Origin of the sequence: Paraburkholderia rhynchosiae, assembly GCF_002879865.1 — a bacterium.
Lineage (GTDB): Bacteria > Pseudomonadota > Gammaproteobacteria > Burkholderiales > Burkholderiaceae > Paraburkholderia > Paraburkholderia rhynchosiae.
This window is the reverse complement of the sequence record NZ_PNXY01000003.1, coordinates 1-14,290: the sequence shown is the minus strand read 5'-3', so window position 1 is coordinate 14,290 and position 14,290 is coordinate 1. Positions and strand designations below refer to the sequence as shown.

Genomic DNA, 14,290 nt, shown 5'->3' with positions numbered 1-14,290 from the left:
GCGGGCCTCACTTGAAACGGATAGTCGGATTGATCACGGCGTACAGCACGTCGACGACCAGATTGATGATGATGAATTCGAGCGAGAACAACAGCACCTCAGCCTGAATCACCGGATAGTCGCGCATCGATACGGCATCCACGAGCAGGCGCCCGAGGCCCGGCCAGTTGAACACGACCTCCACCACGATCGAACCGCCTAGCAGAAAGCCGAACTGAAGCCCCATCATCGTGATGACGGGAATCATTGCATTGCGCAGGCAATGTTTGACGATCACGAGCCGCTCGGGCACACCCTTCGCGCGCGCGGTGCGCACGAAGTCTTCGTTCATCACTTCGACGAACGATGCGCGCGTGAAGCGCGCCATCACTGCGGCAACGGCCGCGCCGAGCGTAATCGACGGCAGGATGTAGCTCTGCCACGAGCCGTCTCCGACAATCGGCAGCCAGCCGAGCTTCACCGAGAAAATCTCCATCAGCAGCATGCCGAGCGCGAAGGCGGGAAACGAAATGCCCGACACCGCGAGCGTCATGCCTAGCCGGTCGGGCCAGCGGTTACGCCATACCGCCGAGACGATCCCGATACCCATGCCCAACACGACCGCCCACACCATGCTCGCGAGCGTGAGCAGCAGCGTCGGCATGAAACGCTCGCCGATCTCCTGGCTGACGGGCCGCTTGCTGCGCGTGGAGATGCCGAAATCGCCGTGCGCGATCTTCACGAAGAAGTGCGCGAACTGCTGCGGCATCGGCCTGTCGAGCCCGAGATCGGCGCGCACCAGTGCGACCGTCGCTTCGTCGGCATCGGGGCCGGCGGCGAGCCGCGCCGGATCGCCCGGCAACAGATGCACGAACAGAAACACCAGCACGGCGACGATGAAGAGCGTCGGTAGCAGGCCAAAGAGACGTTTGACGAGGAAGTTCAGCATTGAAGCTCATCCGGCAATGATGCGGCAACGAAGTGTCATGTGCGGCGGCAATGCGACCGTGCGGTCCTGCATGTTCGTGAAGCAACACGTGAAGCGACATGCAGGACCGCTCGATCAATTCATCACTTGATCGCAATCTCGTCGAAGTTGAACGAGCCGTCCGGCGCCACATAAGCCCCCGACAGACGCTTGCTGCGCGCATACACGACCTTTTCCTTGACGAGGAAAATCCACGGCGCGTCGGCCCAGATGCGTTTTTGCGCGTCGGTGTAGAGCGCGGCCTTCTGCGTACGATCGGTGGTTTCAAGCGCCTGCTTCAGATCGGCGTCGACGGCATCGTTTTTGTAGTACGCGGTGTTCATCATCTTCGGCGGGAACGAGACGGAGGCGAGCAACGGCGTGACCGCCCAGTCGGCTTCACCCGTCGACGACGACCAGCCCGCGTAATACATCCGCACCGGCGCGGTAGCCGCGTCTTGCGCGCTTTCGACCTTGGCGACGCGCTGTCCTGCCTCGAGCGCCTCGACCTGCGCCTTGATGCCCACTTGCGCGAGTTGCTGCTGCACGAACTGGATGACCTTCTGCGCGGTCGAGTAGTTATACGCGGACCACAGGGTGGTTTCGAAACCGTTCGGATAGCCCGCTTCCTTCAGCAACGCACGCGCCTTCGCCGGATCGTACGGCCAGGGCCCAAGCTTCACCGCGTAGTCGACGCCTTGCGGCACGACGCCGTCAGCCGGCGTTGCATAACCGCCGAATACAACCTTCGTCAGCGCCTCCTTGTTGACCGCGTAGTTCAGCGCCTCACGCACCTTTGGATTGTCAAACGGCTTCTGATTCATGTTCAGGCTGATATAGCGCTGAATGATCGACGGCGACGCGATCAGATCGACCTTCGGGCTCGACTGCAATTGCGCGGCCTGTTCGAACGGCACCTGGAACGCGAAGTCCGCTTCGCCCGTGCGCATCAATGCGGCCCGCGTGTTGTTGTCGACTACGGGCTTCCAGTCGATCGCATCGACCTTGGGATAGCCCTTCTTCCAGTAGCCCGCGAACTTCTTCACCGTCAGGTCGCCTGCCGGGTCCCACTTCACGAGTTCGAACGGACCCGTGCCGACCGGATGGAACGCGATGTCCTTCCCGTATTTCTTCAGCGCGTCCGGCGAAATCATCACCGCCGACGGATGCGCTAGCACATTGACGAATGCCGAAAACGGCGCCTTCAACGTGATCTTCACCGTGTACGGATCGACGACTTCCGTCTTTTCGATGCGATTGAACATGTTGTAGCGCTTCAACTTGTTCGCCGGATCGGTCACGCGGTCGAAGTTCACCTTGACAGCGGCGGCGTTGAAGTCGGTACCGTCCTGAAACTTCACGCCGTGACGCAGCTTTAACGTATAGACGCGCGCGTCCGGGCTCGCTTCATAACTGTCGGCCAGCACGTTGACCAGCTTCATGTCCTTATCGAAGCCGTACAGCCCTTGATAGAACGACTTGGCGACGGCTTGCGAGAGCGTGTCGTTGGCATCGTATGGATCGAGCGTCGTGAAGTTCGTGGCAACGGCCATCACTGCCGTGGTTTCGGCATGCGCCACATTGCCCGCGAGCATCGCGAACACCACCGCGCCGCCGCTGATCAGCGCGCGCAAACGAAATGTAGAAGACGGCACCAGCAGGTTCATGAGTTGGCTCCAGGCTGCGAAATGAAATGGTTTAAGTGGCTTCTTGATGATTGGCTTGGGGTCTTGCGTCGTGTTGTTGCGTCGAATTGTTTGTCTAACCGCTTTTTCAATACGCGCCGCCGACGCGATGCTGTGCGACGAAGTGATCCGGTCCTACTGCGACGAGCGGCGCCACGGCCGGTTCATCGTTCAATGAGCGGATAGGACTCGGGATTTCATCGGCGGCGAGCATGCGTTTCGCGTGACGCCGCGCCGGATCGGCAACGGGCACCGCGCCCATCAGCTTTCTCGTATACGGATGCTGCGGCGCTTCGAACACCGCGCGGCGGGGACCGATCTCGACGATCTGTCCGAGATACATCACCGCCACGCGATGACTGACGCGCTCGACCACGGCCATGTCGTGCGAGATGAACAGATAGGCGACGCCGAGTTCGCGCTGCAGATCGAGCATCAGATTGACGATCTGCGCTTGCACCGAGACGTCGAGCGCGGAAACGGATTCGTCCGCGATCACCACTTTCGGATTCAACGCGAGCGCGCGCGCAATCGCAATGCGTTGCCGTTGGCCGCCGGAGAATTCATGCGGATAACGGCGTGCGGCTTCGGGCGGCAAGCCCACCTTTTCAAGCAGCCATGCGACGCGCGCCTGCGCTTCGGCCCCTTGCGCAACGCCATGCACGAGCAGCGGCTCCATGATCGAGAAGCCCACCGTCAGGCGCGGATTGAGCGACGCAAACGGGTCCTGAAAAATAAACTGGATGTCGCGGCGCAGTGCCTGCAACGCGGGGCCAGTCAGCGAACTGATGTCCTTGCCGTCGAATTCGATGGACCCGCTCTGGCTTTCGACTAGCCGCAACAGCGAGCGGCCCGTAGTCGACTTGCCACAACCCGATTCGCCGACGAGCGCAAGCGTTTCGCCCGGCCGCAAATCGAAGCTGACTCTTTCGACCGCATGCACGCGGCCCGTCAAACGGCCAAAGAGACCGCTCTTGACCGGAAAGCGGGTAACGAGGTCGCGCACACGCAGAATAGGCGGCGTACTTTGCGCGATGACCGGCTGCGCTTCTTTCGCGACAGCCGCTGCGGGACGCACCGCTTCGTCGCCGCCGCCGACGCTCGCCTGTTCGACCGTCAGAATCGGAAACTTCGCGGGTTGGTCGGTGCCTTGCATGGCGCCCAAACGCGGCACGGCCGCGAGCAGCGCCTTCGTATAAGGATGCGACGGCGCCGCAAAGAGAGCATCCGACGCGCCCTCTTCCACCTTTTCGCCGCGATACATCACCAGCACGCGGTCGGCCACTTCGGCGACCACGCCCATGTCGTGCGTGATGAAGATCACGCCCATGTTCATCTCGTCCTGCAGGCCGCGAATCAGTTGCAGGATTTGCGCCTGGATGGTCACGTCGAGCGCGGTGGTCGGCTCGTCCGCGATCAGCAATGCGGGCTTGCACGACAGCGCCATGGCGATCATCACGCGCTGGCGCATGCCGCCAGACAGTTGATGCGGAAAGCGCGCCGCCACGCGCCGCGCCTCGGGAATCCGCACGAGTTCGAGCAGCCGCAGCGTTTCCGCAAAGGCCGCCGAACGGCTCTTGCCCTGATGCAACGAGATCGCCTCGCTGATCTGATCGCCGACTGTGAACACCGGATTGAGCGACGTCATCGGCTCCTGAAAGATCATCGCGATGTCGGCGCCGCGAATCGAGCGCATCGTGCCGGACGACGCTTTCGCGAGGTCGAGCACGCTGCCGTCGCGGCGCCGGAATGCGATGCTGCCGCCGGCAAGGCGCCCACCGCCATGCTCGACCAGCCGCATCAACGCGAGCGATGTCACCGACTTGCCCGAGCCCGATTCGCCGACTATCGCGAGCGTTTCGCCGCGCTCGACCGTCAGCGACAGATTGCGCACCGCGTTGAACGTCGTTTCGCCGCTGCGAAACGCGACCGACAGGTCGTCAACCGTGAGCACGCGCTGCGGCGGCATGGTTTCGATGAGCGAGCGGGCGGTGTGCGATGGAGTCGGCACGGTAGTTCCTTTGAATTCGAACGCGCTAGCGAATGTTCAACAATATTAAGGGAACCGAACTAACGGTAGATCGCCGTGACGGGCATTTCGCCGTGACGCGCGAAACCGCGGTACATGCCCTCGGTATTGAACGGCAGCGCGATGTTGCCGCGTGCGTCGACGGCGATCAGACCGCCGCGGCCGTCGATCTTCGGCAAGCGGTTCATTACGACATCGTGCGCGGCTTCCTGCAACGAGACGCTGCGGTAGGCCATTTGCGCGGCGACATCGTAAGCCGCGACCATGCGCATGAACATTTCTCCGGAGCCGGTGGTGGAGACCGCGCAGGTTGCGTCGTCCGCATAGCAGCCCGCGCCGATCAGCGGCGTGTCGCCGACACGGCCCACCTGCTTGTTGGTGACGCCGCCCGTCGACGTCGCCGCCGCCACGTGGCCGTGCAGATCGAGCGCGACCGCGCCGACAGTGCCGAACTTGCGGTTGGGATCGATCGGCTCGCGAGGCGCGGGATCGTCGTTGTTAGTCGCGAACGATGAAGCCGCGAACGTCGCGCCGTCGTGATCGAGCATCGCGCGGTTTCGGTCCCGCGCAAGCAGCCATTGACGATGACGCGCTTCGGTATGGAAATACTCCGGCTCGACGAATTCGAGCCCCTGCGCGGCCGCGAAGCTTTCCGCGCCTTCGCCGGTGAACAACACATGCTCGCTGCGCTCCAGCACGCGGCGAGCCGCCAGAATCGGATTGCGCACCCGCTTCACGCAGCAGATCGCGCCGGCTTCGAGTGTGCTCCCGTCCATGATCGCCGCGTCGAGTTCGTGCGTGCCCGCCGCTGTGTAGACGGAGCCGCGGCCCGCATTGAAGAGCGGACAGTCTTCGAGCAGGCGCACGGCTTCGCTGACCGCGTCGAGCGCGCTGCCGCCATCCGCGAGCACGCGTTGGCCGGCGGCGAGCGCCGCGTGCAAGGCCGCGTGATAGTCAGCCTCGACACTCGCCGACATCGACGCGCGCAAAATCGTGCCCGCCCCGCCATGAATCGCAATGACTGCGTTGGTGTTCATCGTTTATGTTTGGGTTTTGCCTGGATGGTGCGGGATTTTGCAACTGCGCTTGCAACTGTGGTCTCAACCGCGGCGCCCGTCTTCCGGCGGCCTACCGCATGCCCAGTGCGCACCAGTTCGCGCGCGGCAACGCCCGCCACACCCGTGGACACGGTCAGCGGATCGGTGAGCCACGGCAACACGAATTCGGTGACTTCGGCGGCCGCCTTGACCGAGCGTTTCGCGCGATACGCGACCGCGTCGCACAGCGCTTCGATTACGGCGAGAACCGCAGCGTCCGCGTTCGCCGCGAGCCGGCGTTCGGAGCGCACATACAACGAAAGATCGGCGAATTGCGCGAGCGGCGAGCGCGGGCCGTCGGTCAGCGCAAGCACGCGTGCGCCGCGAGTGGCTGCACGGCGCGCAAGTTCGATGGTGTCGTCGACATAACGCGGAAATGCAATGCCGATGACGAGATCGCCTTTATCGCAATTGAAAAGACGCCGCGCGGCATGCGACGGTCCGCCGATGAAGGCGAGCGACTGCACGTTGTCGTGATACGCCATCAAGCCGTGCTCCATCAGCCCGGCGAGAAACGCGCTCGTGCCTGCGCCCAGCACGAATACGCGGCGCGCGGCAAGGATCGCTTCGACCGCGGCCTCGGCGGCGGCGTTGTCGATCGCGGTGCGTGTCAAGTGCAGATTGTTGGCCGCCTGTTCGAGCGACGCGTCGACGACGTCGTCGCCGGCAGCAAGCGACTCCTGAGCGCTGCGCAGCCGCTCGACCGGCGCAAGCGTCGCCTCGAAGCCGCGCACGAGCGCTTCACGAAACTGCGGATAGCCGTCGAAGCCGAGCGCGCGGGCGAAGCGATTCGCCGTCGCAACCGACGCGCCGACCACGCTCGCCAGTTCGTCGATCCGCATGGTGGCCGCGCGGAACAGGTTGGCCAGCACGTAATCGCCCATGCGCCGATGAATCGGCGTAAGCGTGGGCCTGGCGGCCTCGATGCGCGTGGCGATGGCCTGCTCGGCGGTGTTGGATGCAACGGACGGTTGATGGATCATGCGAGCCAAGCGGCAGGGTAAGCGTGGTAGTTGTCTCCCGAAGGGCCGTCCCTCCGGGTGCAATCAAAATGCATGAAAGTATATTTACATGGAAACCCGTCAGAAAAAAATTCATTTTCATTTTCCGCGGGTTTGCCCTGACGTCTGTTATGCGATGAATTGATCTTCAGCAAGCTGCGGCACGTTGCTGGGGAATGGCCGCGAGCCGCGCCGCCGGCGACATCACGATGATCAGCGCCTGCACGACAAAGCCCGCTGCCGCTGCGACAAGGCAGGCGTCCATGTTCCAGCGCGCGCTGATCGCGGCGCCGAGCAGTGCGCCGACCGGCCGGGCGCCATAGGTCGCCGTGCTGTTCAGCGCGGACACGCGGCCCATCATCCGTTCGGGCGTGATGGCCTGACGCAGCGTGGTCGAGCCGACCACCCACAGAATCGGTCCGGCGCCGAGCAGGAAAAAGCTCAGCATCGCGAGCCAGAACGATGGCGCGACGAGCGTCGCCACCATCACGAGCGATGCGAGCAGCCCACACGACGGACCGATGATCAGCACGCGCCCAAACGCGAGGCGTCTCGCGATGGCGGGCGCGGCCAGCGCGCCGCACACCATGCCAACGCCATACGCGCCGAGCGTGATGCCCACCGCCGACGCGCTCAGTCCGAGCCGATGCACCGCGTACGGCACATACACCGCTTGCAGCACGAAGAAGCCGAGGTTGAAAAAAACCGCCGTCGCGAGCATGGGAAGGAGCAGCGGGTCGTGCAGCACAAAGCGCGTGCCGTCGCGCAGCTCAAGCATGAAGTGACGCGCCGGCGCTGCCGCGCGCGGCGGTTCACGCAATCCCGCAAGCAAGCCCACGGCGAGCGCCGACAACGCGGCCGCGCAGCCGTATGCCCACCCCGCGCCGATCCATCCGACCAGCAGGCCACCGAGCGCCGGTCCCGCCGAATAGGCAACGCTGCGCGCAAGTTCGAGACGGCCATTCGCGCTGGCGTACGCTTCACGCGATACGATCGACGGCACCAGCGAAGGCGCGGCGACGTTATAGGCCACCGTGCCGGTCGCGGCAATGAAACCGAGTGCGGCTAGCAATGGCAGGTTCAGCGCATGCGTCATCAGAAGCAGCAGCACGCACAGCATCGCAACCACGCGCACGCTTTCTGCGAGCGCCATCAGCGTGCGGCGCGAGCGGCGGTCGGCCCACACGCCGAGCGGGATGGAGAGCAACAGGAACGGCAACGTCTGCGCCGTTTGCAGGAGCCCAGTGCCCTGCGCGTTCGCGCCGAGCGTGAACACTGCGACGAGCGGCGCGGCGGCGAGGCTGATCTGCTCGGCGGATTGGGCGACCTGGTTCGACCACGCGAGCCGCTGAAAAGCGGCCGGCAAACGGATCGCGGATGAATACGACGTGGCGTGCATCGATGGCTCCTGCAACGGAATAGGAAGTCACCATCGTGGCCGGGATCGCGCAGCGGGGCGCTCCGCTTCTTGCGGTGTTATTCTTCGCTCGCCATGAATCTCGAAAGCATTCTTTTTACTCAGGGCTTCGGCTCGCGCCGCCAATGCCGCGCGCTGATCGGCGACGCTCGCGTGAGCATCGGCGGCACGGTGTGCACCGACGCCGACGCCGATTTCCCCACCGACGACCCATCGTTCCGCTTCAGCGTCGACGGCATGTGGTGGCCGTATCGCGAGCGCGCTTATCTGCTGCTCAACAAGCCGGCCGGCTACGAGTGTTCGCGTGATCCGCAGCATCACCTGAGCGTGTTCAGCCTGCTGCCGCCGCAGTTCGCGGAGCGAGGCGTGCAATGCGTGGGCCGGCTCGATCAGGACACGACCGGTCTTCTACTGCTCTCCGACGACGGCAAGTTCGTCCATCTGTTCACGTCGCCGAAACGCAAGGTGCCGAAGGTGTATCTCGCGACGACCCGTCATCCCATCGACGACGCGCAATTGAGCGCGCTGCGCGAAGGCGTGTTGCTGCATGGCGAGTCGAAGCCGGTCGCGGCAGTGGACGCGCATGCACGCGGCGAGCACTCCTTGGCGCTCACGGTGATGGAAGGCAAATATCACCAGGTCAAGCGGATGATCGCGGCGGCCGGCAACCGTTGTGAAGCGCTGCATCGCGAGCGGATCGGCGGACTCGCGTTGCCCGCGACACTCGCACCTGGTGCATGGCAATGGCTCGATGAAACCGACCTCGGATCTTTACGGAGCGGGTAAACAGGTACTGCCCGCGTAAGCGTCTGATGACACTCGAATATCAGTGTTCGCGCGCGCACGTTCGAGCGGTCCGGCACGCGTGGGACGCTGCGGCGCAGCATGCTCTTGGTCATCGCTCCCTCTATACTCGTTTAAACAAAGACCAGAAAGAGTTCAAGGAGGGGCCATGATCATCCATAACGGAATCATGAACTCGTACGTGATGGTGACGTTTGTGTGCCTCGGGGTGCTGGTGATCGGCGGACTGTTGATCGCCATGCGGCTGCGGCACAAATACCATCCGAATCTGATCGGCGCGTTGATCGGCGGGTTGCTGTGTTTCCTGCTGCTCGAAGCACTGCCGGCGCTGACCTGAACGGCGAGGCGCGCGGTATCGCGCGATGGGGTTATCGCCGCTTAACACCTTGCTTCGCACTTGCGGCGTCACGCAAAAAATCCTCGACGCGCGGATAACGCAGACGCACGCCCAACTCTTCCTTTAAGCGGCGATTCACGAGCCGCCTCGACTCACGCATGAACGACAGCAAGGTTGGTTCGATCTGCTGTTCGGCCTGCGCTCGCGTGATACGCGGCGCACGTGCGAGGCCGAACGCGTCGGCGACCCGATCGAAGTACTCTGCCATTTTCAGCGACGAGTCGTCGGACGCATGGACCACGCGCGCCGGCCGGCCATGCGTGGCAAGACGCACGAGAATCGCGGCGAGATCGTCGGCGTGAATGTGGTTGGTGTAGACGTCATCGGCATCGGCGAGCGCCGGCGTGCCTTTCTCGAGCCGCGCGAGCGGCAGCCGGTTGTCCGCATAAATGCCCGGAATCCGCGCGATGCTGGCGGCCACCGTGCCACGAACGGTTGCGCGCCGCAATTGCCGCTCCGCCGACACGCGGCGTTTGGCGCGTGCATTGGCTGGCTGCGTGACGCGCGTCTCGTCGATCCACTCACCGCCACAATCGCCATAGACACCCGTCGTGCTCGCGTAGACGAAGCGCAGCCGCGCGCGCGAAGCGGCGGCGCGGCGAAGACCGTCGGGTACAATATTGGCTGGTTCCGCTTGTGCTCGTGCCTGTATCCATGAGGCGCGCGTGCGGCGCAAGCGCCCGACCGGCGCGATCGCGGCATAGGTCCCACGTGCGCCAGACAGCGCACCAACGCCCCGCGTGCCGAGGGTCGCAAGCAAGGCGCGGGTACGGCGGTCGTCGTCGCCGGTTTTCTGCGGCGGTGCGAGATGCAGTACCGTCGGCGCGAGGCCCGCGAGCCGTTTCAGGCTGCGGCGCACATCGAGATCGCCGACTAACGGCGAGACGCCCGCGGCGCGCAGCTCGGCGCTGCGCGCGGCGTGACTGGTGAGTGCAAAGACGTGGGCGCGCGGCCGCAGCAGGGGCACACAGCGCATGCCGACATCGCCGCAACCCACAATCAACACGCGCGGACGGCGGAAGTTTCGTGTCGCTTTCATGGTGCACGCATTGTAGCCGTCAGGCGCGGCGGGCATCGGGCGGCAATGTCGCCGGTCCGCCGATCCCATAACGATTACCGACTTTTCTTCGATTTCGAACACTTTATGGCATTTAACGTCACGCTCCGGCAAAGCGGCCGGCAGTTTCAGGTAGAACAGGACGAACCGGTGCTGAGCGCCGCCTTGCGCCAAGGCGTCGGGCTGCCGTACGGCTGCAAGAACGGCGCGTGCGGTTCGTGCAAAGGCGCCGTGGTCAACGGCCAGGTGGAGCAGCGCGCGCACTCGTCGTCGGCTTTGTCGAACGAGGAAAAAACGCGCGGCATGGCGCTCTTCTGTTGCGCGACGGCATGCTCCGATCTCGAGATCGACATCCGCGAAGTGGCGGGCGTCGGCGACGTGCAGGTGAAGAAGCTGCCCTGCCGCGTGAATGCAATCGAGCGCAAGGCCGACGACGTCGTCGTGCTCAAGCTGCAACTGCCGGCTAATGAACGTCTGCAATATCTGGCCGGCCAGTACCTCGAATTCATTCTGAAGGACGGCAAGCGCCGCAGCTATTCGATGGCGAACGCCCCGCACGCCGAAGGCCCGATCGAACTGCACATTCGGCACATGCCTGGTGGCGCATTCACCGACCACGTGTTCAACACGATGAAAGAGCGCGACATTCTGCGCTTCGAAGCGCCGCTCGGCACGTTCTTCCTGCGTGAAGAGTCGGACAAGCCGATCGTGCTGCTCGCTTCCGGCACGGGCTTCGCGCCGCTGAAGGCGATCGTCGAGCATGCGGTGTTCAAGAAACTGAACCGCCCGATGACGCTGTACTGGGGCGCGCGTCGCAAGAAAGACCTGTATCTTCTCGAACTGGCCGAACAATGGGCGCGCGGGATTCCAAACTTCAAGTTCGTGCCGGTGCTGTCGGAACCGGACATGAGCGATGCGTGGACCGGCCGCGTCGGCTTCGTGCATCGCGCGGTGATCGAGGACCTGCCCGATCTGTCGGCGTACCAGGTCTATGCATGCGGCGCGCCGGTGATGGTCGAATCGGCGCAGCGCGATTTCACGCAGCATCACAGCCTGCCCGAAGACGAGTTCTACGCGGATTCGTTCACGAGCGCGGCGGATCTGGCGAACGCAGTCTGATCCGAAACGCGATGCAGAACACGTCCGGATCGTTACGACGATCGGGACGTGCTTGAACAACGTGTCATCATGAAGACGGGCGCGCAAAAATTCCCATCGGCGCGCGTCGCTGTGAATTCATGCAAATTCATGCAAATTCATGGTTTACACCGGCGCTTTCCTTGTCGTATTCTTTCGCGCATGAACCGCATCCAGTCCGAACTTCGACGTCGCCGCTCGCCGCTTCCCTAGGGACGCCGCCGGCTTCGTCACGGATTCGCGCTACAAAAAAGCGCAAGCAGTTCGAATCATGAAAGCCACGGCATGCCGTGGCTTTTTTGTTTTCCGGCCCGTTCGCTGATTGGCTGACGGGCGCCAACGCCTCATCCACCCTTTTACCCGCTGTCTGGAGCCTGCCGTCATGAATTTCAATGAGTATCCGATCGAGTCGCTGATGTACATCACGAACCGGCCCGAAATCGTTTTCACGCACGGCAAGGGCTCGTGGATCTACGACAACAACGGCAAGCGATATCTGGACTTCATCCAGGGCTGGGCGGTCAATAGCCTCGGTCACTGCAACGAAGGCATGCTCGATGCGCTGAACCAGCAGGCGAAGCTGCTGCTCAACCCGTCGCCGGCTTTCTATAACGAACCGATGGCGAAGCTCGCGAACCTGCTCACGCAACATAGCTGCTTCGACAAGGTGTTCTTCGCGAACAGCGGCGCGGAAGCGAATGAAGGCGCGATCAAGCTCGCGCGGAAGTGGGGCAGGAAGTTCAAGGACGGCGCGTTCGAAATTATCACGTTCGATCACAGCTTCCACGGCCGCACGCTTGCGACGATGTCCGCAAGCGGCAAGCCGGGCTGGGACACGATCTACGCGCCGCAAGTGCCGGGCTTCCCGAAGGCGGATCTGAACGACATCGCTTCGGTGGAAAAACTCATCAACGCAAAGACGGTCGCGGTGATGCTCGAACCGATCCAGGGCGAAGGCGGCGTGATCCCGGCGACGCGCGAATTCATGCAGCAACTGCGTGAGCTGACCCGCAAGCACAACGTGCTGCTGATCGTCGACGAAGTGCAAAGCGGCTGCGGCCGTGCCGGCACGCTGTTCGCCTATGAGCTGTCGGGCATCGAGCCGGACATCATGACGCTCGGCAAGGGTATCGGCGGCGGCGTGCCGCTCGCGGCGTTGCTCTCGAAGGCGGAAATCGCCGTGTTCGAAGCGGGCGATCAAGGCGGCACGTACAACGGCAATCCGCTGATGACCGCGGTCGGCTACTCGGTGATCTCGCAACTCACCGCGCCGGGCTTCCTCGAAGGCGTGCGCTCACGCGGCGAATATCTGCGCGCGAAGCTGCTGGAGTTGTCGGAAGAGCGCGGCTTTAACGGCGAGCGCGGTGAAGGACTGCTGCGGGCGCTGCTGCTGGGCAAGGACATTGGCAACGAGATCGTCGAAAAGGCGCGCGACATGCAGCCCGACGGCCTGCTGCTGAATGCGGCGCGCCCCAATCTGCTGCGCTTCATGCCGGCACTGAACGTCACGACCGCAGAGATCGACCAGATGATGGCGATGCTGCGTTCGATCCTCGACACGCTGTAATCGAAGCGCAACGCGTATGACGACGACCGCGACGCTCTCGATCCGCCGCTTCGACGCAAGCGACTCCGACGCCGTGGTCGCGCTGTGGCAGCAAGCCTTTCCTGAGTATCGGGATGCCACGAAGCCGCAGCGCAACCCGCATCTGTCGATTGCGAACAAGCTCGCGACGCAGCCGGAACTGTTCTTTGTGGCGGTGCTGGGCGAGCGAGTCGCCGGCACGGTGATGGGTGGATACGACGGCCATCGCGGCTGGCTATATTCTCTTGCGGTGGACGAGTCGTTGCGACGGCATGGCATCGGCTCGCGTCTTGTCGCGCACGTCGAACAGGCGTTGACCGCGCTCCGCTGCCCGAAGCTGAACCTGCAGGTGTTGTCCGCCAAGAGCGACGTGCGCGCGTTTTACGAGGCGCTCGGTTACCGCGCGGATGCGGTGGTCAGTTTCGGCAAACGTCTGGGTTAGTTGGCAGACCCATCGACGGTTTAGTTTTCAAGAGGTCTTGCCTCGCAAAAGAAAAAGGCCGCATGCGTTGCACTCACGCATGCGGCCTCTTTTCATCAGGCAGTTCGGCTCGACGGGTTTATTCCCCCAGATAAGCTGCCCGCACCTTCGGATCATCCAGCATCTGCTTCGCGTCGCCCGACATCGTGACGAGACCCGAGTCCATCACATAGCCGCGGTTCGCCGCCTGCAACGCGAGGCGCGCGTTCTGCTCGACCAGCAGCACGGTCATGCCTTCGCCAGAAATCGCGCGCACCACTTCGAAGATCTTCTCGACCATGATGGGCGACAGACCCATCGACGGTTCGTCCAGCAGCAACAGCTTGGGACGAGAGATGATCGCTCGCGCCATCGCCAGCATCTGCTGTTCGCCGCCCGAGAGCGTGCCCGCGTACTGCGTGGCGCGCTCCTTCAGACGCGGAAAGAACCCGAACATGCGGTCGACGTCGGCCTTGATGCCGTCGTTGTCGGTGCGCAGATACGCACCCATCTGCATGTTCTCGACGATCGACATGCGTGCGAAGATGCCGCGACCTTCCGGCACCATCGCGAGTCCGCGCTTCAACAGCTCGTGCGGCGGTATGCCCTTGATCGACTGGCCCATGTACTCGATGTCGCCCGCGGCATACGGCTTGAGCCCCGTAATCGCCTTCA

13 protein-coding genes are annotated in these 14,290 nt (G+C 63.4%); 5 read left to right on the top strand and 8 right to left on the bottom strand.

Features of this window, described 5'->3' with window-relative positions; translation table 11 throughout:
* Positions 1-7: 7 nt before the first annotated feature.
* The 6 genes from gsiC to C0Z16_RS04625 all read right to left on the bottom strand — a co-directional run bounded on the left by gsiC (position 8) and on the right by C0Z16_RS04625 (position 8,157).
* Positions 8-928, bottom strand: a complete 921-nt coding sequence (gene gsiC, locus C0Z16_RS04650) for a glutathione ABC transporter permease GsiC (protein WP_102631033.1) — start codon at positions 926-928, stop codon at positions 8-10.
* A 122-nt stretch (positions 929-1,050) separates the two neighbouring features.
* Complete coding sequence (gene gsiB, locus C0Z16_RS04645; protein WP_102631032.1) at positions 1,051-2,613, bottom strand: glutathione ABC transporter substrate-binding protein GsiB; 1,563 nt, start codon at positions 2,611-2,613, stop codon at positions 1,051-1,053.
* A 106-nt stretch (positions 2,614-2,719) separates the two neighbouring features.
* Positions 2,720-4,642, bottom strand: coding sequence for a dipeptide ABC transporter ATP-binding protein (locus C0Z16_RS04640; protein ID WP_102631031.1), 1,923 nt, complete (start codon positions 4,640-4,642; stop codon positions 2,720-2,722).
* Between the two features lie 59 nt (positions 4,643-4,701).
* Positions 4,702-5,697, bottom strand: a complete 996-nt coding sequence (locus tag C0Z16_RS04635) for an isoaspartyl peptidase/L-asparaginase family protein (RefSeq protein WP_102631030.1) — start codon at positions 5,695-5,697, stop codon at positions 4,702-4,704.
* Entirely contained in the window at positions 5,694-6,740 is a 1,047-nt protein-coding gene (locus C0Z16_RS04630; protein WP_102631029.1) for a MurR/RpiR family transcriptional regulator, read from the bottom strand. The genes C0Z16_RS04635 and C0Z16_RS04630 overlap by 4 nt, the downstream gene beginning before the upstream one ends.
* Before the next feature lie 166 nt (positions 6,741-6,906).
* Positions 6,907-8,157 carry an MFS transporter gene (locus tag C0Z16_RS04625; protein WP_102631028.1) on the bottom strand — a complete coding sequence of 417 codons (1,251 nt, stop codon included), beginning with the start codon at positions 8,155-8,157 and terminating at the stop codon, positions 6,907-6,909.
* Positions 8,158-8,250: 93 nt separating this feature from the next.
* Here C0Z16_RS04625 and C0Z16_RS04620 point away from each other — a divergent pair, with 93 nt between their 5' ends.
* Together C0Z16_RS04620 and C0Z16_RS04615 are read left to right on the top strand one after the other, a co-directional pair.
* On the top strand, positions 8,251-8,961 hold the full coding sequence (locus C0Z16_RS04620) for a pseudouridine synthase (protein ID WP_102631027.1): 711 nt from the start codon (positions 8,251-8,253) through the stop codon (positions 8,959-8,961).
* 166 nt (positions 8,962-9,127) lie between these two features.
* Positions 9,128-9,316: a hypothetical protein gene (locus tag C0Z16_RS04615; protein ID WP_102631026.1), complete on the top strand. Its 189-nt coding sequence runs from the start codon at positions 9,128-9,130 to the stop codon at positions 9,314-9,316.
* A 31-nt stretch (positions 9,317-9,347) separates the two neighbouring features.
* Here the strand turns inward: C0Z16_RS04615 and C0Z16_RS04610 are convergent, their stop codons facing one another.
* Positions 9,348-10,415, bottom strand: coding sequence for a Rossmann-fold NAD(P)-binding domain-containing protein (locus C0Z16_RS04610; protein ID WP_102631338.1), 1,068 nt, complete (start codon positions 10,413-10,415; stop codon positions 9,348-9,350).
* Positions 10,416-10,520: 105 nt separating this feature from the next.
* Here C0Z16_RS04610 and C0Z16_RS04605 point away from each other — a divergent pair, with 105 nt between their 5' ends.
* The 3 genes from C0Z16_RS04605 to C0Z16_RS04595 all read left to right on the top strand — a co-directional run bounded on the left by C0Z16_RS04605 (position 10,521) and on the right by C0Z16_RS04595 (position 13,597).
* A complete protein-coding gene (locus C0Z16_RS04605) occupies positions 10,521-11,552 on the top strand; it encodes a CDP-6-deoxy-delta-3,4-glucoseen reductase (RefSeq protein ID WP_102631025.1) in 1,032 nt (343 codons plus the stop codon).
* A gap of 400 nt (positions 11,553-11,952) precedes the next feature.
* A complete protein-coding gene (locus C0Z16_RS04600) occupies positions 11,953-13,137 on the top strand; it encodes an acetylornithine transaminase (RefSeq protein WP_102631024.1) in 1,185 nt (394 codons plus the stop codon).
* Between the two features lie 16 nt (positions 13,138-13,153).
* Positions 13,154-13,597: a GNAT family acetyltransferase gene (locus C0Z16_RS04595; RefSeq protein ID WP_102631023.1), complete on the top strand. Its 444-nt coding sequence runs from the start codon at positions 13,154-13,156 to the stop codon at positions 13,595-13,597.
* 118 nt (positions 13,598-13,715) lie between these two features.
* On the opposite strand, the gene C0Z16_RS04590 is transcribed toward C0Z16_RS04595, so the two are convergent.
* On the bottom strand, positions 13,716-14,290 hold a 575-nt coding region (locus tag C0Z16_RS04590; RefSeq protein ID WP_102631022.1), incomplete at its 5' end, for an ABC transporter ATP-binding protein.

Coding starts and splice junctions, on each gene's coding strand:
- gsiC (WP_102631033.1), bottom strand. CDS start 928: ATGCTGAACTTCCTCGTCAAACGTCTCTTTGGCCTGCTACCGACGCTC.
- gsiB (WP_102631032.1), bottom strand. CDS start 2,613: ATGAACCTGCTGGTGCCGTCTTCTACATTTCGTTTGCGCGCGCTGATC.
- C0Z16_RS04635 (WP_102631030.1), bottom strand. CDS start 5,697: ATGAACACCAACGCAGTCATTGCGATTCATGGCGGGGCGGGCACGATT.
- C0Z16_RS04630 (WP_102631029.1), bottom strand. CDS start 6,740: ATGATCCATCAACCGTCCGTTGCATCCAACACCGCCGAGCAGGCCATC.
- C0Z16_RS04625 (WP_102631028.1), bottom strand. CDS start 8,157: ATGCACGCCACGTCGTATTCATCCGCGATCCGTTTGCCGGCCGCTTTT.
- C0Z16_RS04620 (WP_102631027.1), top strand. CDS start 8,251: ATGAATCTCGAAAGCATTCTTTTTACTCAGGGCTTCGGCTCGCGCCGC.
- C0Z16_RS04615 (WP_102631026.1), top strand. CDS start 9,128: ATGATCATCCATAACGGAATCATGAACTCGTACGTGATGGTGACGTTT.
- C0Z16_RS04610 (WP_102631338.1), bottom strand. CDS start 10,415: ATGAAAGCGACACGAAACTTCCGCCGTCCGCGCGTGTTGATTGTGGGT.
- C0Z16_RS04605 (WP_102631025.1), top strand. CDS start 10,521: ATGGCATTTAACGTCACGCTCCGGCAAAGCGGCCGGCAGTTTCAGGTA.
- C0Z16_RS04600 (WP_102631024.1), top strand. CDS start 11,953: ATGAATTTCAATGAGTATCCGATCGAGTCGCTGATGTACATCACGAAC.
- C0Z16_RS04595 (WP_102631023.1), top strand. CDS start 13,154: ATGACGACGACCGCGACGCTCTCGATCCGCCGCTTCGACGCAAGCGAC.